16 protein-coding genes, 1 tRNA gene and 1 pseudogene (1 of these 18 only partly in view) are annotated in these 22,305 nt (G+C 68.5%); 5 read left to right on the top strand and 13 right to left on the bottom strand.

Translation table 11 applies throughout. The features are described from left to right. Window positions 1–71 precede the first annotated feature (71 nt). From guaA to guaB, 4 genes are all read right to left on the bottom strand, one after another. A complete protein-coding gene (guaA, locus tag DRB17_RS07485) occupies window positions 72–1,637 on the bottom strand; it encodes a glutamine-hydrolyzing GMP synthase (protein ID WP_114581580.1) in 1,566 nt (521 codons plus the stop codon). Window positions 1,638–1,715: 78 nt separating this feature from the next. Further along, window positions 1,716–2,279, bottom strand: coding sequence for a GNAT family N-acetyltransferase (locus DRB17_RS07480; protein ID WP_114581579.1), 564 nt, complete (start codon window positions 2,277–2,279; stop codon window positions 1,716–1,718). After that, the gene (locus DRB17_RS07475) at window positions 2,279–3,631 is read right to left on the bottom strand and encodes an RsmB/NOP family class I SAM-dependent RNA methyltransferase (RefSeq protein WP_114581578.1); all 1,353 of its coding nucleotides are present in this window, start codon (window positions 3,629–3,631) and stop codon (window positions 2,279–2,281) included. The genes DRB17_RS07480 and DRB17_RS07475 overlap by 1 nt, the downstream gene beginning before the upstream one ends. Before the next feature lie 37 nt (window positions 3,632–3,668). Further along, window positions 3,669–5,126, bottom strand: coding sequence for an IMP dehydrogenase (gene guaB / locus DRB17_RS07470; RefSeq protein WP_114581691.1), 1,458 nt, complete (start codon window positions 5,124–5,126; stop codon window positions 3,669–3,671). 238 nt (window positions 5,127–5,364) lie between these two features. Between guaB and DRB17_RS07465 the strand changes: the two genes are divergently transcribed. Continuing rightward, complete coding sequence (locus tag DRB17_RS07465) at window positions 5,365–5,817, top strand: baeRF12 domain-containing protein (RefSeq protein ID WP_114581577.1); 453 nt, start codon at window positions 5,365–5,367, stop codon at window positions 5,815–5,817. On the opposite strand, the gene DRB17_RS07460 is transcribed toward DRB17_RS07465, so the two are convergent. Next, window positions 5,814–6,563, bottom strand: coding sequence for an RlmE family RNA methyltransferase (locus DRB17_RS07460; protein WP_114581576.1), 750 nt, complete (start codon window positions 6,561–6,563; stop codon window positions 5,814–5,816). The genes DRB17_RS07465 and DRB17_RS07460 overlap by 4 nt on opposite strands. Further along, on the bottom strand, window positions 6,560–7,660 hold the full coding sequence (locus DRB17_RS07455; RefSeq protein WP_114581575.1) for a Ppx/GppA phosphatase family protein: 1,101 nt from the start codon (window positions 7,658–7,660) through the stop codon (window positions 6,560–6,562). Before DRB17_RS07455 ends, DRB17_RS07460 begins: the two co-directional genes overlap by 4 nt. A 286-nt stretch (window positions 7,661–7,946) precedes the next feature. Here DRB17_RS07455 and DRB17_RS07450 point away from each other — a divergent pair. Together DRB17_RS07450 and DRB17_RS07445 are read left to right on the top strand one after the other, a co-directional pair. Continuing rightward, window positions 7,947–8,020, top strand: a tRNA-Gln gene (locus tag DRB17_RS07450). 462 nt (window positions 8,021–8,482) lie between these two features. Beyond that, window positions 8,483–9,988: a C69 family dipeptidase gene (locus DRB17_RS07445; RefSeq protein ID WP_114581574.1), complete on the top strand. Its 1,506-nt coding sequence runs from the start codon at window positions 8,483–8,485 to the stop codon at window positions 9,986–9,988. A gap of 167 nt (window positions 9,989–10,155) precedes the next feature. Here the strand turns inward: DRB17_RS07445 and DRB17_RS07440 are convergent. Beyond that, window positions 10,156–10,499 (bottom strand): annotated as a pseudogene (locus tag DRB17_RS07440) (IS110 family transposase); the annotation flags it as partial. Here DRB17_RS07440 and DRB17_RS07435 point away from each other — a divergent pair. Further along, a complete protein-coding gene (locus tag DRB17_RS07435; protein WP_114581572.1) occupies window positions 10,498–10,761 on the top strand; it encodes a PNPOx family protein in 264 nt (87 codons plus the stop codon). The pseudogene DRB17_RS07440 and the gene DRB17_RS07435 sit on opposite strands and share 2 nt — an antisense overlap. Window positions 10,762–11,092: 331 nt before the next feature. Further along, complete coding sequence (locus DRB17_RS07430; protein WP_114581571.1) at window positions 11,093–11,818, top strand: class I SAM-dependent methyltransferase; 726 nt, start codon at window positions 11,093–11,095, stop codon at window positions 11,816–11,818. A 260-nt stretch (window positions 11,819–12,078) separates the two neighbouring features. On the opposite strand, the gene DRB17_RS07425 is transcribed toward DRB17_RS07430, so the two are convergent. The 6 genes from DRB17_RS07425 to DRB17_RS07400 all read right to left on the bottom strand — a co-directional run. After that, window positions 12,079–12,909 (bottom strand): efflux RND transporter periplasmic adaptor subunit, encoded by an 831-nt coding sequence (locus DRB17_RS07425; protein WP_114581570.1) that lies wholly within the window; start codon window positions 12,907–12,909, stop codon window positions 12,079–12,081. Then, window positions 12,906–14,888, bottom strand: coding sequence for a preprotein translocase subunit SecA (locus DRB17_RS07420; protein WP_206607811.1), 1,983 nt, complete (start codon window positions 14,886–14,888; stop codon window positions 12,906–12,908). Before DRB17_RS07420 ends, DRB17_RS07425 begins: the two co-directional genes overlap by 4 nt. Then, on the bottom strand, window positions 14,885–17,038 hold the full coding sequence (locus tag DRB17_RS07415) for a site-2 protease family protein (RefSeq protein WP_114581569.1): 2,154 nt from the start codon (window positions 17,036–17,038) through the stop codon (window positions 14,885–14,887). Before DRB17_RS07415 ends, DRB17_RS07420 begins: the two co-directional genes overlap by 4 nt. 12 nt (window positions 17,039–17,050) lie before the next feature. After that, complete coding sequence (locus DRB17_RS07410; protein ID WP_114581568.1) at window positions 17,051–18,901, bottom strand: GAF domain-containing protein; 1,851 nt, start codon at window positions 18,899–18,901, stop codon at window positions 17,051–17,053. Between the two features lie 26 nt (window positions 18,902–18,927). Further along, on the bottom strand, window positions 18,928–19,269 hold the full coding sequence (locus DRB17_RS07405; protein WP_161958736.1) for a DUF3467 domain-containing protein: 342 nt from the start codon (window positions 19,267–19,269) through the stop codon (window positions 18,928–18,930). Window positions 19,270–19,356: 87 nt separating this feature from the next. After that, on the bottom strand, window positions 19,357–22,305 hold the end of the coding sequence (locus DRB17_RS07400; protein WP_114581566.1) for a right-handed parallel beta-helix repeat-containing protein. Its footprint extends 25,827 nt past the window's final position; 2,949 of the gene's 28,776 nt are visible here — the last part of the coding sequence; its start codon lies beyond the right edge, outside the window — the gene reads right to left on this strand; the stop codon is at window positions 19,357–19,359.

The following is a 22,305-nucleotide window of genomic DNA, read 5'->3' as shown; positions in this document are numbered from 1 at the left end:
TTCACGTATTGGCGACTATTATTACGAACTGCCACAAAACAGGCCGTTGCAATTTTCAAAATTGCAACTGATTACTCCCACTCGATAGTCCCCGGCGGTTTGGAAGTCACATCGTAAACGACGCGGTTTATACCCCGCACCTCGTTGATGATCCGCGTTGCCACCCGTGACAGGAAGGCATGGTCGAAGGGATAGCTGTCGGCCGTCATGCCGTCGGTGGATGTGACGGCGCGCAGGGCGCAGACGAAATCGTAGGAGCGGGCGTCGCCCATGACGCCGACAGTTTTGACCGGCAGCAGCACGGCGAAGGCCTGCCAGATCGCATCATAGAGGCCGGCGTTGCGGATTTCCTCCAGATAGATGGCGTCCGCCTTGCGCAGAATGTCGGCGCGCTCGCGCGTCACCGGGCCCGGGATGCGGATAGCAAGACCCGGTCCCGGGAAGGGATGGCGGCCGACCATGCGCTCGGGCAGGCCCAGCTCGCGGCCGAGCGCGCGCACCTCGTCCTTGAACAGCTCGCGCAGCGGCTCCACCAGCTTCAGGTTCATGCGCTCTGGCAGGCCGCCGACGTTGTGGTGGGACTTGATGGTGACCGACGGTCCCCCGCCGGGGGAGACCGACTCGATCACGTCGGGATAGAGCGTGCCCTGGCACAGGAAATCGGCGCCGCCCAGCTTGCCCGCCTCCTCATCGAAGACGTCGATGAACGTCGTGCCGATGATCTTCCGCTTCTGCTCGGGATCGTCGACGCCGTCCAGTTTGCCGAGGAAAAGCTCGGAGGCATCGCGCGCCACCAGCGGGATGTTGTAGTGGTGCCGGAACACCTCGACCACATCCTCCGCCTCGCCGGCTCGCAGCAGGCCGTGGTCGACGAAGATGCAGTTCAACTGCTCGCCGACCGCCTCGTGCACCAGTACGGCGGCGACCGCGGAATCGACCCCGCCGGAGAGGCCGCAAATCACCTTGCCGTCGCCGACCTGCTGGCGGATGCGGGCGACGGCCTCCGCCCTGAACGCGGCCATCGACCAGTCGCCCGTGCAGCCACAGACCTGGCGCGTGAAATTGCGCAGCAGCGCGGCACCGTCCGGCGTATGCGCCACCTCCAGATGGAACTGCACGCCGTAGAAGCCGCGCGCGTCGTCCGCGATGGCCGCGCAGGGGGCGCCGTCGCTGGTGCCGACGACGCGGAAGCCTTCCGGCACCTCGACGACGCGTTCGCCGTGGCTCATCCACACCTGATGCCGCTCACCCCGATTCCAGACACCGTCGAACAGCGGGCAGTCGCCGGTCACCTCCAGATAGGCGCGGCCGAATTCCTGATGGTCGCCGCCCTGCACCGTGCCGCCCAGTTGATGCACCATCGCCTGCTGGCCATAGCAGATGCCGAGAAGCGGGACGCCCAGTTCGCACACAACGTCCGGAATGCGCGGCGAGCCGGCGCGCGAAACCAAGTCCGGGCCGCCGGATAGGATGATGCCCTTCGCACCGAAGTCGCGAATGCGCGCCGGATCGGCGTTGAAGGGGATGATCTCGCAATAGGTTCCGCTCTCACGCACGCGGCGCGCGATCAACTGCGTGACCTGGGAGCCGAAGTCGAGGATGAGGATACGGTCGTGGTGCTGCGTCGCGGAGTCCATGGCACTCGCCGGCTGCGCTGGGGAGGGCGGAAACTAGCCCCGCGAAATGTCGGGGTCAAGCAGGCGGAACGCCGCGCCTCACCCGCCGGTCTGCCGCAGCCAGTCCTCCAGATCGGGCCAGCCGTAAGCCGCTTCTTCCAGCACTTCGCCGGCGAACTCCTGCCCACGCTCGGCAATGCGCTGGCCGCCCATGCGCTCATAGAAAAAGCGGGCCGGATTGGCCGCCAGGACCCAGATGATGCAGTCGCGGTAGCCCTGGTCGTACAACGTGCGGAAAAGCCCGCCCAGCAGCTTCCGCCCGATGCCGTGGCCCTGCCAGTCCTGGGCGACGTAAAGCGTGTACACCTCGCCATTATACGCAAGCTTGCTGCCCCGGTTCGGACCGCAAGAGCCGAAACCCACGACCGTGTGCGGCGCGCCCTGCCCCGCCGGCGGCGCCTCGGCCACGAGGACGGCGGAATCCGGCTGCTTTCGTAACAGGGTCTTGCGCCAGGTGAACGCCTGACCGTTCTCGGTCATCCGCACAAGGTAGTCGTCCGGCACCAGCCCGGCATAGGCGGCACGCCAGGTCTCGACATGCACCCTGGCGATGGCCGACGCCTCGTTCGCCCTGGCACGGCGTATGCGGACCGTGGTCTGCATCACTCAGCCTCGTGGCGTTGCAGCACCGCGACATAGAAACCGTCGGTGCCATGACGGGCGGGGCTGAGCGTCAGGTCGGACCCTGAACCGGGACAGGAGCCGCCGACGGTTTCACCCCACACCTCCTCAATCGCGACAGACTCGAATATGCCGTGTCTCGACAGAAATTCCCAGACGCGTTCCCGGTTCTCCCGTGCCAGCAGTGAGCAGGTGGCGTAGATCAGCCGTCCGCCGGGGCGCACGAGGCCGGCGGCATCGTCAAGAATGCGCGCCTGCACGGCGACATAATGCTGCAGTTCGTCCTCGCTCAGCCGCCAGCGGGCATTGGGCTGGCGCCGCCACGTGCCGACACCGCTGCACGGCGCATCGACCAGAACGCGGTCGAAGCCGCCCGCCTGCTCGCGCAGCCAGGGGTCGCCCTCCCCCGTCAGCAGCCTGCGCTCGACATTGCGCGCGCCGGCACGGCGCAGCCTCGGTCCTGCCCGGCCCAGGCGGTCGCCCTCGGTATCCAGCGCCACCAACCGACCGTGGTCGACCATCTCGCCAGCGAGCGCCAGCGTCTTGCCGCCGGCGCCGGCACAGAGGTCGCAAACACTCATGTCCGGCCGGGCGCCGACAAGCAGCGCGAGAAGCTGCGAGCCCTCGTCCTGCACCTCCACCAGCCCCTGGCGGAACGCCTGGCTCGCCGTCACCGGACGACGTCCCTTCACCCGCAGGCCGATGGGTGAAAGCGGCGTCGGTTCGCATTCGATGCCGTCCTCGCGCAGCATGGCGGCCACGCTATCCCGGTCGTCGGCAAGCAGGCGATTGACGCGCAGATCCACCGGCGCCTCGGCGTTCAAGGCGGTCAGCTCGCGCTCGACATCCTCGCCGAAGACACTCTCGAACTCGGAAAGCAACCAGGCCGGAACCTCCAGTCGCACCCACGGCGGCTGGCGTTGGTCGGACGGTTCTGCGCCCGCCAGTGCCTCCAGCATAGCGCGTTCGCCCGGCTCCAGAGATTGCGGGTGATACTGCCGCCCGTCGCACAGCCGGGCCAGTTCCTCCACGCTGTTGTCGCCGAAGAGCACAAGCGCCGCCAGGACCAGCGGCCTTGGCCCCGCCGCACCGGCCGCCGCCGCGCGCTCGGCAGCCTCCCGCGATGCGCCGCCGGCGATCGCGGCCCACCATTCCAGTCGCGCCCGAGCCCGCAGGATGCGGAACACAAGGTCGGTGACCGCCCGCCGGTCCTTCGATCCCATGAAGCGGCGCGCACGCACGTAATCGCCGACCACCTGCTCGGCGGGCCGATCGAGGGCGACGACCTGCCCCAGCAAATCGATCGCCGCCTCGATGCGCGCGGCCGGGGTCATCGCCGCCCGCCGCGTCTTCGTGAAGGATCGCCCACGTTCATGCGTTGCGGTAGTTCGGGGCCTCGCGGGTGATGGAGACGTCGTGGACGTGGCTTTCGCGAATACCCGCGTTGGTGATCCGCAGGAAGCGGACGTTCTTGTGAAGCTCTCCGATGGTGCGGTTGCCGGTGTAGCCCATCGCCGCGCGCAGGCCGCCGACAAGCTGATGGATCACTGTACCTGCCGGCCCCTTGTAGGGCACCTGGCCCTCGATTCCCTCGGGCACCAGCTTCAGGCTGTCCGACACCTCTTGCTGGAAATAGCGGTCCGCCGAGCCACGCGCCATCGCCCCCATCGAGCCCATGCCACGATAGGCCTTGTACGAGCGGCCCTGATAGAGGAACACCTCGCCGGGGCTTTCTTCCGTGCCGGCCAGCAGCGAGCCGATCATCACGGCGTTGGCGCCGGCCGAGATCGCCTTGGCCATGTCGCCGGAGAAGCGGATGCCGCCATCGGAAATCACCGGCGTGCCATTGCGCCGGCACACCTCCACGGTGTTGTGCAGCGCCGTCAACTGCGGCACGCCCACGCCCGCGACGATCCGGGTCGTGCAAATGGAGCCCGGACCGATGCCGACCTTCACCGCATCCACGCCGGCGTCGATCAGCGCCTGCGCGCCGTCGGCGGTGGCGACGTTGCCGCCGATGACCTGGGCCGCGTTCGACAACCGCTTGATGCGGCCGATCTGATCAAGAACGCCCTGGGAGTGGCCGTGCGCGGTATCCACCACGATCACATCGGCCTCGGCCTCCAGCAGCGCTTCCGCCCGCTTCAGCCCATCCTTGCCGACGCCGGTGGCGGCGGCGACGCGCAGGCGCCCCTTGTCGTCCTTGCAGGCGTTGGGGTGGGCGCTGGCCTTCTCGATGTCCTTGACGGTGATAAGGCCGGTGCAGCGGTAGTCCCCGTCGACCACCAGCAGTTTCTCGATACGATAGGTGTGCAGTAGCCGCTTGGCCTCTTCGCGGTCGACTCCGTCGGTCACCGTGACCAGGCTGTCCTTGGTCATCAGCTCGGAGACCGGCTGCTTCCGGTTGGAGGCGAAGCGCACGTCGCGGTTGGTGATGATGCCGACCAGCCTGCCACCCTCTTCGGTCACCGGAATGCCGGAGATGTGGTGCCGATCCATCAGGTCCAGCGCCTTGGCAAGCGTATGCTCCGGGCGGATGGTGACGGGGTTCACCACCATGCCGCTCTCGAATTTCTTGACCGAGCGCACTTCATCCGCCTGCTCGGCCGCGGTCAGGTTCTTGTGGATCACGCCGATGCCGCCGGCCTGGGCCATGGCGATGGCAAGACGGCTTTCGGTGACCGTATCCATCGCCGAGGAGATCAGGGGGATCCCCAGCTCGATCGCATTGGTCAGCCGGGTGCCGGTGTTCACTTCACCGGGAAGAACGGAGGACTCGGCGGGTTCGATAAGTACGTCGTCGAAGGTAAGCGCGGTGCGCAGTTCCATGCCAATCACCATGTTCGGATTGGCGGCGCATCATACACGTTGCACGGTCACTGCCAAGGGGGCGTACGTGCCGGATTCGCACATGTCTGTCACCCTGCTGCCCTCCCATTGAGCGGCACGCGCGCGCACCCCATTTGAATCGGTTGGGCGTGCGCTTGTCGAAGGGGTCCAGCCTTTGGGCAGCCACCTTCGGCGTAGTCGAATTGACAGCGATCGAGCGTCGAGGAAAGGACACCATATGAAGCCGGTTCGCACCTGCATCGTCGTCGCCGATGGCGCCCGTGCCCGTTTCCTGATGAACGAAGGCCCCGGTAAGGGCTTGAAACCCGCGGCCCTCAGCCGCGAACTGCACCAGGACCTCCCGCCCAACCGGGAGATCGTGACCGATAAGCCCGGTCGCTCTTCCGATCCTGGCGGCACCACGCGCCATGGCTTCGCGCCCAAGGTGGATTGGCACGAGTTCGAGAAGGAGCGCTTCGCACACCACGTGGCGCGGATTCTCGACAAGTCCCGCATGCAGGGCGACTTCGACCGGCTGATCCTCGTGGCCCCGCCGAAGACCCTGGGCAGCCTGCGCGACGAATTGCCCAAGCAAACCCGCGAGATGGTCTACCGCGAACTGGACAAGGACCTGACCAACTTGAACGTTCAGTCCCTGGAGTCGCACCTGGGCGACGTTCTGGCGGTTTAATCCGACTCGGGCGGCGCGCCGGTAGACTGAGGCCCGCGATAGCCAGTGGCCAACACATAGGTTTCCGCCGACGCGCTGCGGGAGGCCGGCGGCTTGACGTAGCGCACCTGCCGGAACTCGCGCTTCAGGCGCGCCGCCAGCTCGCCCGTGCCGCCCGATTGCATCGTCTTCGCCAGAAACATCCCGCCGGGCGCGAGGACCCGCTCGGCGAAGTCCAGGGCAGCCTCGACCACGGCCAGCACGCGAAGCTGGTCGGTGCGCTTGTGCCCCGTGGCATTGGGCGCCATGTCGGAGAGAACCGCGTCCGCCGGGCCGCCAAGGCGGGCACGTAGTCGATCCACCGTCTCGGGCTCGTTCATGTCGCCCTGCAGGATCTCGACGCCGGGCAGCGGCTCCAACTCCAGAAGGTCGAGGCCGACCACCTGCCCGCGCTCGCCGACGCGCTCGCGCGCCACTTGGCACCAGCCGCCGGGCGCCGCGCCCAGATCCACCACCCGCATGCCGGATTTCAATAGCTTGTACTTGTCGTCGATCTCGATCAGCTTGAATGCCGCGCGCGAGCGGTAGCCCAGGCGCTTTGCCTCGGCTACGTAAGGGTCGCTGAGCTGGCGTTGCAGCCACTCCCGCGAGGAGTCCTTACGCCCCTTCGCGCGGACCAGCCGCCCGCCGCCGCCGGCCGCCGGCTTGCGCTCGCGACGCCGCCGCCGGCGCACACGGTCGCCGTCCGAGCCGCTATCCCCCGTCATGGCGATTGCCTCGGACCGGGCTGGCCGTCCTTTTCGGTCTCGTTGCAGGGCCGCGTAGGCGAGGCGCGCATCAGCTCGGCCAGGATGCCCTCGCGCAACCCACGATCGGCGACGCGCAGCCGGCCCACGGGCCACGTGCGGCAAATCGCCTCAAGGATCGCACAGCCGGCAATGACGAGATCCGCGCGCTGGTCGCCGATGCAGGGATGGCGGCTGCGCTCGCCATAGCTCATCGCGGCGATGCGCCGGCTGACGGCCTGCACGGTGTCGAAGCCCATATAGCAGCCGTCGACCCGCTTGCGGTCATAGCGCGGCAGGCCCTGATAGACTCCGGCAAGCGTGGTGACGGTGCCCGAGGTACCCAGCATCTGCACCCGCCCCTCGCTCAACACGTCGCACACTTCCGGCCGGGCGGCAAAGGGCGCCAGCGCCTCGCGGCTTTCCTCCACCATGGCGGCGTACTGTGCTGGCGTGATGTCGCGGCCGCCATGCCGCTCGGCCAGGCCGACCACCCCGATGGGCATGGAGTACCAGGCCACCAGGTCCGGCGCCGCGACACCGCCCCCCTCGGCCTGCGCCTTCGCGCCCGGCGTAGTCAGCCAGCTCACCTCGGTGCTGCCGCCGCCGATATCGAAGATCAGCGCGTTCGGAATGGCGCAGTCCAGCAGCGGCGCGCAGCCGTGCAGCGCCAGCCGCGCCTCCTCCTCCTGGCTGATGATCTCCATCTCGATGCCGGTCGCGTTGTGCACGCGCCCGACGAAGACGGCGGCGTTCTCCGCCCGGCGGCAGGCCTCCGTCGCCACCGCGCGCGCGTCGGTGACACCCCGCCGGCGCATCTTGTCGGCGCAAATCTCCAGCGCCCGCAACGCCCGGCCCATCGCCGCGTCCGACAGCCGGCCGCTGCACGACAGTCCCTCGCCCAGGCGGACGATGCGCGAGAAGGCGTCGATGACGCGAAAACCGCCGTCCGCCGGCTCCGCCACGAGCAACCGGCAATTATTGGTGCCAAGGTCAATCGCGGCGTAAGCCGGTTGCGGCGCGGCATCGGACGCAGGCGGTCGCCGCCGGCGCCGGCGCGCACGCAGAAACTGAGTCACCAGTCAACCTCCGGTCCGAGGCGAACGGGCCCGCCCCACCCTTCGGGCCCCTTGCCTGTCAAGCACGACCAATTCGTTGCATAGCCTAGCGCGTCCGCCGCCGAACCTCCAGGGAGGCGCCACCCCAATCTTTCGTGTTCCCGGTCGATCCGGGACGAAGGCTCCGCCAGGGCGCAAACAAAAGGAAATTCCATGCAGAGAGGGGGTTGCACGGACCCACCCACCTCGACTATGTAACGGGCTGCGCCGGCCGCCGCGCCGGCCCTACCGCACCGCGCCTCTCTGCTGGGGGATAGTTTAGCGGTAGAACACCCGGCTCTGGACCGGGCAGCCCAGGTTCGAATCCTGGTCCCCCAGCCATTTCCCGCCTAACGCCTTGATGTTCCTGAAAACATAGACGCCTCCCCCACCAACGCGGCCGAGTGCATCACAGGGGCGGCGTCTACACTTGGCGCCGCTGATTGCCCGAGGCCCTCGCGGTCGCATCCGGTCAAAGTCACATCGGCAAACTGCTGCGAACCGGGCTGTTCCGCACGGCCCGCCCCCGCGCGCTACAGGTGGGTGCAGCGTTGGACGCCTCTTGGCGGCACAGGAAGCTGAGAAGGCGGCTTCGGATCGCCTCTGGCCGCCGAACTCATGGGACAGCTGTACGAACTCGTGATCCCGGAACGCGAGAATTGGGCGGCGGACGCCCTAGAGGTTGGCCTGCCCCCTTCAAACCGCGCCAGGATCCATCAAGGTTTACATTAAGCCCCGTTGAAACCCCGAGCTGGCTTGCACCGTTAGCTTAACAAAGCCGTGATTCAACTCAAGGAGGCTCCGATGCCAGCCAGTCGCGCCTACTGCGTCGCGATTACCGTGGCGCTCATGTGCGTGCCCGCGATTTCCGAGGCCAGCTATGGTCTTTATGTGGGCCGCAACCTGACAAGTGACGGTAGCGTTTTCATCGGTGGCACGGGGGACGAGGTTTCCAGCCATTACCTTCGCATCGTGCCGCACCAAACGCATCCGGAGGGCGCCCGGATCACCGTCGGCCTCACTGAAGAGGCGGAGATGTACGGCGGCCCGAACAAGCCCGGCAAGCTGACCGAGATCCCGCAAGTACGCGAGACCTACAAGTACATTTCGATGACCTACACCAACTGGGCCGGCTTCCCGCCGCCACTGACGAATGGCGGCCTCAACGAGCAGGGCGTCGCAGCCCGCGACATCTGGTCGCCGTCGCGCACGGAACTGATCGAGATGACCGAGGCGCCACAGACCGGCCCGCAGTACAGCGACCTGTCCCGCATCGTGATGCAGCGCGCCAGCAGTGCTCGGGAGGCCGTCGAGATCGTCGGCGAGATGATCGACAAGTACGGCTACTCCACCTACGGCGGCAACTCGCACATGTTCGCCGACGCCGAGGAGGGCTGGGTCCTGATCGATTTCGCCGGCAGCCAAGGCCTCTGGGTCGCCGAGCGGCTGGGGCCGAACGAGGTCCGAATGTCCTATCCTGGCTACATTGGCGACATCCCGAAGGACTATCAGGACGATCCGGACTACATGGGTTCCGACAACCTGATTTCGTTTGCCGTGGAGCAGGGGTGGTATGACCCTGATTCCGGCGAGCCGTTCAATGTGCACAAGGTCTATGGCGCCCAGGACGCGCCGATGCGTCGGCCGACGGTGAATGAGATCGAGCACAAGCTTGAAACACTGACCCCGGGAATCAGCTTCCGGCAATTCATGAATGTCGTCCGCGATCCGGCAATGTCGAAGGATTCGAACGGCTACGGCCAAGCCGTGCGGCTCAACGCCGACACCCCGCACAAGGAACTGCGCACGCTGTGGGTGGCGCCGACGGGCTCGGTCACCGCGCCCTTCATCCCCTGGCGCATCGGCGTCACGTCGGTGCCGCCCGAGTTTCGTAAGCACCGCTATCTGACCAAGGGGTCGGCGTCGACCTTCGTCACGGCGGAGGCCGCGCTGCAGGAAGCAAGCCAGTTCGCCGGCCGCCTGTTCAAACGCTTGATGTACTACACCTGCCACAAGCCGGATAAGTTCCTGCCCGAGGTCACCGAGGCGCTGGTGGCGTTCGAGGACACCATGCTGAAAGACGGCGAGGCCGTGGAGCAGACGGCCCTGACCCTGTACCAGAATGGTCAGGACGAGCTCGCCCGCAAGTACCTCACCGGCTATAGCCACGACCGGGCCTACGACGCCCTGGAACTAGGCGAGGACCTCGTCGGCAGCATCGAGGCGCGCACAAGGCTTCTCTACGACATCCCAGTTGTGGAAGCTGAGCCGATGGGCAAGCTCGACTATGAAATGGTGACCTGCCGCTGAGCGACTGTCTTGTGTGTCAAGCGGTTTGCCATGGTGTAGCGGTCCTGAGGATGGCATTGAGGATGCCGAGCAGGCGGCGCATGCAGGCGGCGAGGGCAATCTTCTTGGGCCGGCCGCGGGCCAGGAACTTCTGGTAGTGGGCCTGGAGGACTGGGGGTTCCAGCGCACGGCGACGAAGGTGGCCATGTAGAGCGCTTGGCGCACGGCTCGGCGTCGAACGCGTCGGTCTTGGCGAGCCGGGCGATGGCGCGGGCGAAGGCGCGGATCCGGCGCGGGTTGACGACGGCCAGCGACAGGCCGGCGCCGGCCAGCGCGGCGGCGACGCTGCGCTCGAAGCTCCGGTGGCCTCGAGCACGATCAGCGTTGGCGCCAGCGTGTGCAGGCGGGTGACGAGGTCGTCCAGGCCTTTGCCGTCGCGCGCGACGGCAAAGGCCTCACCCGCCGGCAGCAGGTGGACGTCCAAGCGATCCTTGGCGACATTGATGCGCGTGGCCGGGCGCGGCACGATCATGCACGACGCTTGGCTGCGCGACCGGCTGGCCCACCGCGGCAAGGCGCCCAACCTCGCGCTCGTGGTGCACGTCGGGGAGGCGTTCCTGCACTGCCCCAAGGCGCTGGTGCGCGCCGGCCTGTGGCGGCCGGAGACCTGGTCGGAGCGCTCCGAGGTGCCGTGCTTGGCCGAAGCCATGGTGGCCCACGGCCGGCTCGCCGACACCAGCGTGCCCGATATGCAGGCGATTATCGACCGCGACGGCGCCATGCGCCTGCACTGACCCGTTTTCGAGAAAGACTGGAGACATGACCATATTCGAGCCTCACGCCACCGCCACGGTCCGGCACCAGACTGCGGCGCGCATCGAGATCGTCGATGCGGTACGCGGGCGGCGAAGGCCCGGACGGCAAGCATAAGGGCCGTACCGGCCCTACCCAAAGGTCTTGGGCGTCCCAAAGCGGCTGCGTGCTACCGCCCTTGCTGCCCCTGCAAGCGGAGGCTTCGCCGCACCCAGAGCGAATTCGAGGTCCGTCGGGGCACACTGACCGCGCGCTTGCGGTGAACCGTGCCATGAGGTTCAGTCTGTATATCGGGTCCGAAGGAATTCACGCATGACCACTCCGCAGGAGCACTACGCCGGGCTGCTGGCGCGGCACTACACCTGGATGTTCGGCGTGCCGTTCGCACGGAAGGTCGAGGAGCAGACGGCGCTGCTGCGTCGCGCGGGCGTGCACGCCCCTGGCGTCGCGATCGACCTCGGCTGCGGCTCGGGATTCCAGACTGTCGCCCTGGCACGTCTCGGCGCCACTCGCGTGCACGCGCTGGACACGAGCGACGCATTGCTCGCCGAGCTCGAGCAACATGTCGAGGGCCATCCCGTCCGCACCTATGCGGCGGACCTGACAAGATTCGATCATCTGATTGATGAGCGCGCCGATACGATCGTCTGCATGGGGGACACGCTCACCCACCTGCCGAGCCGCGCCGCCGTGGCGGCGCTGTTCACTGAGATCGCGGGCAGCCTGCGGCCCGGCGGGCGGTTGGTGTTGTCCTGGCGGGATCTCACTCATCCGCTGGAGGGTCTCGACCGATTCCTCCCGGTCCGGTCGAGCGAAGACCGGATCATGCTGTGTTTCCTGGAGGATCAGGGCGAGCGCGTTTTGGTCCACGACCTCGTACACGTCCGGACCGACGGCGCCTGGCAGTTGCACAAGAGCGCCTACCCGAAGCTCAAGCTCTCTGCGGATTGGGTTCGCGGGGCGTTGAAACAAGCGCATCTGGCGGTGGATTGCGAGGATGTCGCGCACGGGATGATCGTCATGGCGGCGACCGTGTAGGCAACCGCTCCTTCGATCAGTCGACAGCACGCTGGACCGAAGCGCTTCGTCCGACTTGGTCACACTCGGCCGAAACTCGGGAAGTTCGGGTGGTCGGCTGCTGGACGAACTCCGGTACGCGGAGAAGGTGCGCCGCCGGCACGGGACGATTGTTGCACACGGGTGTTGCACGTCGCCATTCGACGTATGATGAAAAATAGCGAAAGCAACGGCCTAGGGGTTCGGTCGACTTGGCCGGGAATCCTGGTCCTCAAGCCAACTCATTCTCCCGCTAGGTCACCCTCCCCACCGAAATCGATGCCGCACCGAAGTCCGGCAGGTATCGCACCTTCCGGATTCGGCAGTTCCAGTCGCACCCCGAAGGTGCCGCTCGCGGCGTCGATGACGCTGTCCACGACAGTCACGGTCGCGGGGTGGCGGCCGCCGATGGGGGATTGCAGCTCGACCGTCGCGCGCTCGCCGACCTCGATCTTGCCGTAGCGGGATAGTGGCAGGTAGACCTCGACGTGCAGGGGATCGACGTCGGTGATGGTCATGATCGGCTTCTGCTCCGAGACGAACTCGCCGGGCGACAGATGGCTTTCGGTGACGACGCCGCTGATCGGGCTTTTCAGGATACGCAGGTTCAGCATGGTTTCCGCCCGTTGCAGCTCGATCCGGGCCATCCTGCGGTTGTCCCGCGCCTCGCGCAGCATCTGCTGAGCGACCTCCATCTCCACGCGCGCCTCTTCCAGGTCCTCGGCGGAGACGTAGTCCCCCTTCTTCAGCTTCTTCTTGCGCGCCAGGACATTTTTCTTGTTGGCGAGTTCCAGTTCCCGGCGCCTGATCTCGGCCGTGCTGGCGGCGCGTACGCGGTTGAGTTCGACGTTCACCTCCTCGACATCGCGGCGCAGGCGGGCGACGACATCGCCCTCTTCCACGGCGTCCCCGCGTTCGACGACGAGTTCATCCAGGATGCCCGCCACCTGCGCGCCCAGTTCGACGGTACGCTGCGGCTTCACGATACAGCTCAACGCCGGCGCGGGGGCGCTTGCGGCCGGGCCCGCCGCCAGCGCCAGAAGGCTCAACAGTCCCGCAAACCGCAACCTCATAGATCCTCTCCCGCGAAGGCCAGCAGGCCCTCAAGATTTTGGTCCTGGCGAACAAGCCGCGCGCGAGCCCGGCCGTGAATGCGCTCCAGCCGCGCCTGCGCCCGGTCGACAAGCCACAGCCCGATGGGTCGTCCCAAGCTCGACCGGCTAAACGGCGCGTGCCGCACCAGCCGGGGCGCCAGTTCGTCTTCTGCCGAGACGCAGATCTCGAAGCTGCCGGGGTCCCCCTGGCGCGCGCAGCGCCCGGCAAGCTGCCGGTCGATGCGCCGGCTCTGGTGGCGCTCGGCGACGATGACATGCAGGCCGCCGGCCTCGGCCACGCCAGGCGCCAGCTTGATGTCCGTGCCACGCCCGGCCATGTTGGTCGCGACCGTCACCGCGCCCGGCGCGCCGGCCTCGGAAACGATCTCCGCCTCTTCCTTGTCCTGGGCCGCACTCAGCAAACGGGCGTCGATGCCCCTTGCCCGGATCGCGTCGTGGGCACGCCGGGCCGCGTCCACGGTGCGTACGCCGATCAGGACCGGCCGCCTCTTTGCGATCATCTCCGCCGTGCGCCCGGCGATCCAGCTCCACTTCGCCGTCTCGTCCGGGAACAGGCGGCTGCGCAGCCGTTGCCGCCGCAGCGGGCGGTGCGTCGGCAGGTCGAAGACCCTTGCGCGGTACACGCTCCACAGCTCCGCCGCTACCTCCACAAGCGTGCCGCTCATCCCCGAAAGATGGCGGTATCGGCGGAAGAAGCGTTGATACGTCAGGCGTAGCAAGGGCGTGCGGATGCCAGATACCTCGCAGCCCTCCTTCGCCTCGATCATCTGGTGCAGGCCGTCGTTCCAGAAACGGTCGGGCATGGTGCGGCCCGTGTACTCGTCGATGATCTCCACGCCCGAGTCCGCCACCAGATAGTGCTCGTCCCGCCGGAAAAGGTGCCGCGCGCTGAGCGCCTTGACGGCCAAGTCCCGGCGATGCGGGGCCACGCGCCAGAGACCTTCCAGATCGGCCGACAGCTCGGCCACCCTGTCCTCTCCGGCCTCGGTCAGTTCGACACGGTGGCGTGTCCGGTCGATGGCGAAGTCGCCGCCCTCGCTCAGGGTGTCCGCGATGCGCAGCGCCTCGTGGCACACCTCGGCCGGCAGCTCGCCCTCGATGTCGCGGGACAGCACAAGCGGCGTGCGTGCCTCGTCCACCATGATGCTGTCAGCCTCGTCGACGATGCAGGCGCCAAGCCCGCGCATCACCAGGCGCTCCCGCCGCCGGTCGTCGCCGCGCAGGCCACTCACCCGCAGGCGCGCATGCCCCGCCGTGCCGAGGACGAGACGGTCGCGCAGATAGTCGAAGGCCACCTCCTTGCCGGAGCCATAGGTGACGGAGGCACGATAGGCGGCGCGTCGCTCCGGCTCCGGCATGCCGCCGGCAACGGCGCCCACGGACAGGCCCAGGAACCTCAGCAGCGGCTCGACGAACCCTGCATCGCGCGTGGCGAGGTAGTCGTTCGCGGTCAGCACGTGCACCGGCTCCCCCGTCAGCGCCAGCAGCGCGGCGGCGAGCGCGGCCGTCAAGGTCTTGCCCTCGCCCGTCTCCATCTCGGCGAAGGCGCCGTCCAGCAGTACCGCCGCGCCGGCAAGCTGCACCGGATGCGGGCGCAGGCCAAGCTGCCGCCAGGCTGCCTCGGCAATGACGGCGAGGCCTTCAGGGCGTAGCGCCTCGCTCACCGCGCCGGCCTGAGCGACGCTCCGGTGGAGCGCCGTGGCACGCGCGCGGAGGTCGGTGTCGGACAGCGCCGTAATCTCCGCCGCCATCGCGCCGGCACGCCTGGCGGACCGTTTGGCGCGCGCGCGCCCCGCCATTCGCCATCTGGCGGCGGTACGCGCATAGACGGCGTGGCAAGCCGCCTCCAGCATGCCCTCCGCCGGCTCGGCCCGTTCGCGGTACAGTGGGCCGACGGTCGGCAACGCAGCCAGGCCGGAGGTCGCGGTATCCGTCATATGTCCAGCCGCTCCAGGAAGGTCTGCCGGGCATAGCGCCAGAGCTGCGCGGCCAGGGGCTCGCGCCCGTGGTCGAAGCGGGCGTGGACGCGCTCGCCGACACCCAGCGGGCCCAGGTCCGGCGGTAGTGCCAACTCGATCTGATAGAAAGTCTCCAGCGCCCGCCGGCGGTTCGGATCGTTCGGGTCCAGCGGCAGCGGTCCGCCGGCGGAGAGCGCCAGGGCCGGGTTCGGCAACTCCCGGTCGCCCGACGGAACCTCGCGCACCACACGGACATCGCGCACCTCCGCGCCCGGGTCGCGGGCGAGGCGCAGGTCGATCCGCCGGGTGTCGTTGCGGACAAGATCGACGGCGTCCTGCAACACTACCACCCGCACGCGCCGCTCGCCGTGGCGCAAGACATAGCCGAGGAGTTCGCCGCGCCGGACGAAGCGATTCGGCAGGTCGCCGGGGTTCAGCAGGCGGACGCGCCCCGCGCGCGGACTGGTGACCGTCAACTCCGCCAGCTTGCGCTCCACGTGCGCCAGGTCTTCGCGGGCGAACGCGGCTTTCCGGGCAACGAGGCGGGATTCGGTCAAGCTCTCGGCCTCCCGCGAGATACGCTCCAGCTCAAGCACGTCCAGCTTCGCCGCCTTGACGCGCGCCTCGCGCCGGAGCAGCGGGTCCTCCAGGCGCAGCAACGGCTGGCCGGGCCCGACCTCCGCCCCCTGCTCCACTACTACCCTGCGTACGAAGCCATCGCCCGTCGCCGTGACGCGACCGGCCTCGGGCGCCCAGACGACGCCCTGGGCCACGGTCGCATGCGGCACCGGCACCGCGAAAAGCAGCGCGACAAAGCCCGCGCATCCCGCCGCGGTGACGGCAAGCGCCCGTCCGCGCACCCGCTCCAGCCGGGCCGAGGTCAGAAGGTGCCGGGCGATCTTCCAGGCTGGTGCCCCCAGGGTCAGCAGCACCGTCCACACCGCCAGCGCGATGCCGACGAGCGGTACCGCCTCGGCCACGAAGAGCGCGATGGTCAGCATCAGCACGATGCGATAGGCGAACGACGCGGGGGCATAGATCGCCAGCCACTTCGCCTCGCCCGGCTGATCCGCCGGCGATTGAGCGTCGCGCACGCCGAACAGCCAGCGCTCGCAGACGTACGCCCACCACTTCGACGCCCGCGTCGCCAGGTTCGGAATCTCCAGCAGATCGCCCAGCATGTAGTAGGCATCGAAGCGCAGCAGCGGGTTGCCGTTGAACAGCAGCGTTGAGACACCGGCGATCAGCATGACGTTGAACGCCGCCGCCCGGAGCAGTCCCGGCTCCGCCGCCAGCCAAATCTGCAGCGCGGCCGCGGCGATCAGAAGTTCCGTCATCATGCCCGCACCCGCGACGGCGAATCGCCGCCACCTGGACGCGAACGCAGTGGAGGACGACGCTTCAACATAGGGTACCGGCAGCATCACCAGCAGCATGATGCCGATCTCATGCACCTCGCCGCCCCAGCGCTTCACCGCCCAGCCGTGGCCAAGCTCGTGCAGCAGCTTCAGGGGCGGGAAGACAAGGAACATCATGACGACGCTCTCGGCGGCCAGTACGCGCTCCAGCGTGTTGCTGCTCAATTCCTCCCAATTCATCCCGGCCTGGAAAGCGCTGAGGGCAATAACGACGAACCAGACGATCAGGCCGAAGCCGGAGAACAGCGGCCGGACCAACGGCAGGGTCGCGGCGATCAGCCGGTCGGGATCGAAGAGGGGAATGCGCACGAAAAGCGGGTTGCGCACCTGCTTCAGCAGCCGCCCGCGCCGGGCGCTACGGGCGCGCTCGTCCAGTTCGCGCAGGGCCGGCGGCACGTCCCCCGCCAGCGCGTCGGCCTTGTGAAGCTGCCCCAGAAGCTGGATCACCTCGTCCTGGGTCGGCATGTCGTCGCCCAGACGATCCGAGGCGGCCAGCCAGATCTCGTCCACCGTCCGGCGGCCGTCCATCAGGCCGATGACGCACCACGTCTCCGGCGAGAAGCGGAAGAACTGCCCCGTCGCGTGGTCCTGCAGCACGTGCCAGACCCGGCCGCGGAACTCCTGGCGGTGGATCTGCACGTTGGGGCGCAGGCGGGGCCGCAGGTTGCGGACCCGGTACCAGGAGGCGCTGTGAAGGTTCTGCGCTGTCATGGCGAAAGCCCGCTACGGCAGCCAGCGCCAGAAGGTCAGGCGCAGCCAGTCCACCGCCGGACGCAGCCAGATCGCCACCAAGCGCTCCTCCTCGCCGGTCAGACGGACGACACCCTCCATGCCTGGACGCAGGCGCTCCACCGTGCCGCCGATACGCGCCTCCACCCGAAACACGTTCTTGCCTTCCCTGACTTCAGTCACGGGCGTGATGCTCTCGACCGAGACCGGCCAGGTTCGCTGCGGGAAGGCGGCGAAGCGGACACGCCCGTCCTGTCCGGGCTCGACCCCCGCGATCCGGCCTTCCGGCACGGACAGCACGACGCGGTATCCCTCCAGCGGCGTGATCTGGAAAAGCTGGTCGCCACGGCCGACCGGCGTGCCGACCTCCTGGCTCAGATCGCCGGAGACGACCAGGCCGTCGAACGGCGCCTTCAACCGCGCGCGCCGGATCATCTCGTCCAGCAGCTCGATCTGGGCCGTCGCCTCGCGGATCTTGGCGCGCACGACGTTGATGTCGGCCCGCCGACCCTCGGCAAGCGCCTTCTGCATCTCAAGCTCGCGCTGCTCGCGGCCGGCCTCGTAGCGCAAGCGTTCGAGGCGCAGGTCACGGTCGTCCAGGGCCGCCAGGCGCTCGCCCGCCTCCACCACCTGCCCGGCCCGCGCGCTTTCGCTGAGGACGTAGCCGTCGAAGGGTGCCACGATGGCCCGCTGGACGCGGCCCTCCAGGCGGGCGTCGGCAACGATGGTGGCCGTACCTTGCGCGAACCACGCGAAGGCGGCAAGCGCCACGACCGCCGCCGCGGCGGCCTTGCGGCCCAGATAGTCGGGGCCGAACAGCCGCCGGGTTTGCAAGGCCAGCGAGCCGCCGGCCTTCTGCACCAGCCAGCGGTCGTTTTCCTGCTTTTCCCGCAAGACCGGCGCAAGCAGCGCCCCCGCCCCTTCCAGAAGACGGGTTAAACGGTGGGTCAGCTTTTCCCGGCCCGTCGCTTCGAGAACCAGGGCGCCATAGACCTCCTCACCGTGCATAAGCGGCACGGTGAGAACCGCGCCGGCGCCATGCGCGCGTGCCAGCGCCTCGTGCGCCCGCGTCACCAGGACCTGCTCGCCCTCCAGCAGCGGCCAAGCCATCGGCGTCTGCTGGTCCAACGCTTCCTCGATCGCGCCTTCCAGCGCCGACACCAGGTCCATGCGACGGCTGAAGGTGGCGGCGTGCGACATCGCCACGACCCGTGGCCGGCCGCGGCGAAGCATCGCCAGCGACACCCGCTCGCAGTCGAAGCGGATGGCGAGATCGGTGACAAGCGCGCGGGCGCCGCCCTCGAAGCGCGGCTCGTCCACCACGCACGCCATCAGTTCCAACGCCTCGGCGGCGACCTCGGCCCGCTCTTCCTCCGCGCCCGCCTCGGCGCGACGCAGCAATGCCTCCAGCCAGCCGGAGCAAAGCTGAAGGTCCGCCATCGCCGCTTCGAATTGGTGATCCGCGCGGTCTTCCAGCGTGCAGCCGACCACCGCCTGGCCGCTGTCGCCCACGGTGCAGGGCAAGGCCAGATAGACCTCGCCCTGCCCGCGCCGCAACACGCCGGTGTCCTTGGCGATTGCCGACTCGCAGGCCGTGCGAAGCCCCTTCGTCACCGCATGGGTACTGGGCCAGACCGCAAGCGGACGAAGCGGGGTCCCCCCCTCGTCCCGCAGCAGGAGAAGGGCGTTTCGGACGCCCTCGCTCCGCTCGCAGTAGAGGCGGAGCCAGACCGAAGCGGCCTCGCGCGCGTCGCCGCCATGCGCGAGTGTCCGCCAGGCCCGCGCGTCGATATGCCCGGCGCCGGCATCGCTCCGCACGCCGCTCGGCGATTGGATCTCCGTCACGGCTCACTCACGCGAAGACGCTGGTTCTACAAGTCGATCTTGCCGAAGCGCTTCTCGTAGTCGTTGATCCGGTTCTGCAGCAGCGTCATCAGCCGCTTGGTCGCATGCGGCGTCAGTACGATGCGGTGGTCCAGGCGGACGTTCAACTCCTCGGCCTCGACGGCGTTCCAGGTCTGATTCGTGCCGAACAGCATCATGAATTCCTCGCGGGTATTCAGCACGTTGACGACGTTCGCGAACGAGGTCTCCATCCGGCTGTCATCCCAGTTGACCCGGCGGATCCGTTCGCCGGCGCCGGACTCGGGCGCGGCGTGAGCCGACTCCTGGGACGCGTTTTCAGCACTCTGAGTCTTGGTCTCGTTCGTCATCAAGAACCTTCCTCTCTTACGTGGTTGCGGGTTCACCGCCCCGGGAACGGGCATTCCTTCGGGCGTCGTATCGCAGCATGCATCGGGTCAGGCGCGATCCAGATCTCCCCAGTCGACCGCGCCAGCGGCAGCCGGGCCGTCATGGCCTTGCCCGCTGTCCCAGACCCATGCTGGACTGTTTTCCTTACCATTTGCCTGATCGGCCTCGACGAGCCGGAAACGCCCGGTCTCGGGATCGAGCACGTATTCCTCGGCGTCGACCGGCGCGCTCTCCCCGTCCGGTGCCATGTCGTCACCGGTCGCCCTGGCAAGCCGCTGCTGCATGACCTGCTCCAGCGTCAGCATCTCCGGCGCCGGGCCCAAGGCATCGGCGCCGGGCAGCGTCCACATGAGCTGGGAGGGCAGCAAGAGGCCGTTCGGCAGAAGCAGCGCCGTGCTGTCGCCATCACCCTGCTGGCCGTCGCCGTCCTCTCCGCTGGCGTCGGCCGTCTGGTTCGAACCTGTCGCGCGATAGGTGAGCCCCCTGATGAAGAAGCCCTCGCCCCCCAGGCCAGCGGCGTCCAAATCAACGGCACGGCCGTCGGCTGTCATTGGCGGCACAGCGGCCACATCCAGCCTGTCGAAGCTGGTGCCGGGCAGCACGTTGATCCGCATGATCTCGCGGCCGTTCGTGTTCAGGAACCGGCCCGAGGCGACGACCTCCCCGTCGCGGTAGGCGGTCCACTCGCCGCCCGCATAATAGGTCTCTCCGCCGACCGTCCGACTGCCGCCGCCAAGGCCACCCAGCACAAGCTGCGCGCCGCTGGCGCCGCTCGAGAAGCCGAAACCAACGGACGTGCCGCCCTGACCGTCGAAACCGATCGGCCGCACCTCGCCGGTTTCCGTGCGCAGGCCGAGCCCCTGGTCCGTGGACGCGACGCCCGGCCCGCCGTTGCTGTCGAGCGCAACGCCGTTGGTACCGAAGACGTTCCCCCCGCCGTTCGCGTCGAAGCGCACCGTCGAGCCGCCACCGCCCGGCCCGGACGAGCCGTTCGCCCGTGGCCGCCCGGCACCTTGTCCGCCACCGTTGCCCGGGTTATCGCCGGGCCCGGCGCCGACCGCCTCGCGGATCGCCTCGCCACGTTCGGGACCGGGTGGAATATCGCCGGAACGGACCAGGTCGCGAACCGTATCGCCGGGCGAGTCGGGGTTGCTCGGCTGCGCCACTTCGACCGTCAGCGGCGGCGCGTCGAAGGTGCCGTCCTCGTTGGTGGCGGTTGCCGAAATCGTGCGGGTCCCCACGCCGGTGTAGACATGGCTCGCGCTGGTCGCATCGCGGGCCAGCGTGGTGGTGCTGCCATCGCCCCAGTCGATGGTCCACTCGGCGATTGTATCCTCGCCCGGATCGACCGCTCCCAAGGTGACGGTGTAAGTCTCGCCAAGAACGGTCTGGGACGTCCCCTCGACGCTCAGCGTCGGCGCGACGTCGGACACCGCCACGTCGAAGCTGGTTTCGCTGGACTTCGACACCGCCGCGTCGTCGGTGGCCCGCACGGTGAAGCTCGCCGTTGCCGGGCCATCGGGGGCCGTCCAGGTCAGCAACCCGGTCGCCGCGTCGATGGCCGCGCCCGCCGGGCCGCCGACCAGCGACCAGGACACCGCGTCGCCCTCGGGATCGCTGGCGTCGAGTTGCAGGCTCAGCGTCTCGCCCTCGGCCACGTTCTGGTCCGCGACGGCCGCGATGCCCGGCGCGTCGTTCGCGTCCACGGCAACCTCCACCGGCGCCGCCTGGAAGCTGCCGTCCTCGTTCGTCGCCGTCGCCTGGATCGTGCGCGTGCCACCGCCCAGGAACACATGGCTGGCGCTCGTAGCATCGCCGGCCAGGGTCTCCGTCGTCCCGTCGCCCCAATCGACGGTCCACTCGCTGATCGTATCCTCGCCCGGATCGCTGGCACCCAGGCTCAGCGTGTAGGCCTCGCCTTCGCGCACGTTTGCCGGACCGCTCACCGTCAGCGTCGGCGCCACGTCCGATACCGCCACGTCGAAGCTGGTCTCGCTGAACTTCGACACCGCCGCGTCGTCGGCGGCCCGCACAGTGAAGCTCGCCGTCGCCGGGCCATCGGGGGCCGTCCAGGTCAGCAAGCCAGTCGCCGCGTCGATGGTGGCGCCCGCCGGGCCGCCGACCAGCGACCAGGTCACCGCGTCGCCCTCGGGATCGCTGGCGTCCAGTTGCAGGCTCAGCGTCTCGCCCTCGGCCGCGTTCTGGTCGGCAACGGCGGCGATGCCCGGCGCGTCGTTCGCGTCGACCGCGACCGTCACCGGCGCCGCCTGGAAGCTGCCGTCCTCATTCGTCGCCGTCGCCTGGATGGTGCGCGTGCCACCGGCCAGGAATACGTGGCTGGCGCTGGTCACGTCGCCGGCCAGGGTCTCGACCGTGCCGTCGCCCCAGTCGACGGTCCACTCACCGATCGTATCCTCGCCCGGATCGCTGGCCTCCAGGCTCAGCGTGTAGGCCTCGCCCTCGCGCACATCCGCCGGGCCGCCGACCGTCAGCGTCGGCGCGACGTCGGACACCGCGACGTCAAAGCTGGTCTCGCTGAACTTCGACACCGCCGCGTCGTCGGTGGCACGCACAGTGAAGCTCGCCGTTGCCGGGCCATCGGGGGCTGTCCAGGTCAGCAAGCCGGTCGCCGCGTCGATGGCCGCGCCCGCCGGGCCGCCGACCAGCGACCAGGACACCGCGTCGCCCTCGGGATCGCTGGCGTCCAGTTGCAGGCTCAGCGTCTCGCCCTCGGCCGCGTTCTGGTCGGCAACGGCGGCGATGCCCGGCGCGTCATTCGCGTCGACCGCGACCGTCGCCGGCGCCGCCTGGAAGCTGCCGTCCTCGTTCGTCGCCGTCGCCTGGATCGTGCGCGTGGCGCCGCCCAGGAACACGTGGCTGGCGCTGGTCGCGTCGCCGACCAGGGTCTCGACCGTGCCGTCGCCCCAGTCGACGGTCCACTCGCTGACCGTATCCTCGCCCGGATCGCTGGCCTCCAGGCTCAGCGTGTAGGCCTC

It is taken from the genome of Ferruginivarius sediminum (assembly GCF_003344765.1).
Classification (GTDB): Bacteria; Pseudomonadota; Alphaproteobacteria; order Kiloniellales; family Rhodovibrionaceae; genus Ferruginivarius; species Ferruginivarius sediminum.
This window is presented reverse-complemented; position numbering and strand designations above follow the sequence as displayed.

Excerpts from the sequence above, each read along its gene's own strand:
- guaA (WP_114581580.1), bottom strand. The coding sequence starts at position 1,637 with ATGGACTCCGCGACGCAGCACCACGACCGTATCCTCATCCTCGACTTC.
- DRB17_RS07480 (WP_114581579.1), bottom strand. The coding sequence starts at position 2,279 with ATGCAGACCACGGTCCGCATACGCCGTGCCAGGGCGAACGAGGCGTCG.
- DRB17_RS07475 (WP_114581578.1), bottom strand. The coding sequence starts at position 3,631 with ATGACCCCGGCCGCGCGCATCGAGGCGGCGATCGATTTGCTGGGGCAG.
- guaB (WP_114581691.1), bottom strand. The coding sequence starts at position 5,126 with ATGGAACTGCGCACCGCGCTTACCTTCGACGACGTACTTATCGAACCC.
- DRB17_RS07465 (WP_114581577.1), top strand. The coding sequence starts at position 5,365 with ATGAAGCCGGTTCGCACCTGCATCGTCGTCGCCGATGGCGCCCGTGCC.
- DRB17_RS07460 (WP_114581576.1), bottom strand. The coding sequence starts at position 6,563 with ATGACGGGGGATAGCGGCTCGGACGGCGACCGTGTGCGCCGGCGGCGG.
- DRB17_RS07445 (WP_114581574.1), top strand. The coding sequence starts at position 8,483 with ATGCCAGCCAGTCGCGCCTACTGCGTCGCGATTACCGTGGCGCTCATG.
- DRB17_RS07435 (WP_114581572.1), top strand. The coding sequence starts at position 10,498 with ATGCACGACGCTTGGCTGCGCGACCGGCTGGCCCACCGCGGCAAGGCG.
- DRB17_RS07430 (WP_114581571.1), top strand. The coding sequence starts at position 11,093 with ATGACCACTCCGCAGGAGCACTACGCCGGGCTGCTGGCGCGGCACTAC.
- DRB17_RS07425 (WP_114581570.1), bottom strand. The coding sequence starts at position 12,909 with ATGAGGTTGCGGTTTGCGGGACTGTTGAGCCTTCTGGCGCTGGCGGCG.
- DRB17_RS07420 (WP_206607811.1), bottom strand. The coding sequence starts at position 14,888 with ATGACGGATACCGCGACCTCCGGCCTGGCTGCGTTGCCGACCGTCGGC.
- DRB17_RS07415 (WP_114581569.1), bottom strand. The coding sequence starts at position 17,038 with ATGACAGCGCAGAACCTTCACAGCGCCTCCTGGTACCGGGTCCGCAAC.
- DRB17_RS07405 (WP_161958736.1), bottom strand. The coding sequence starts at position 19,269 with ATGACGAACGAGACCAAGACTCAGAGTGCTGAAAACGCGTCCCAGGAG.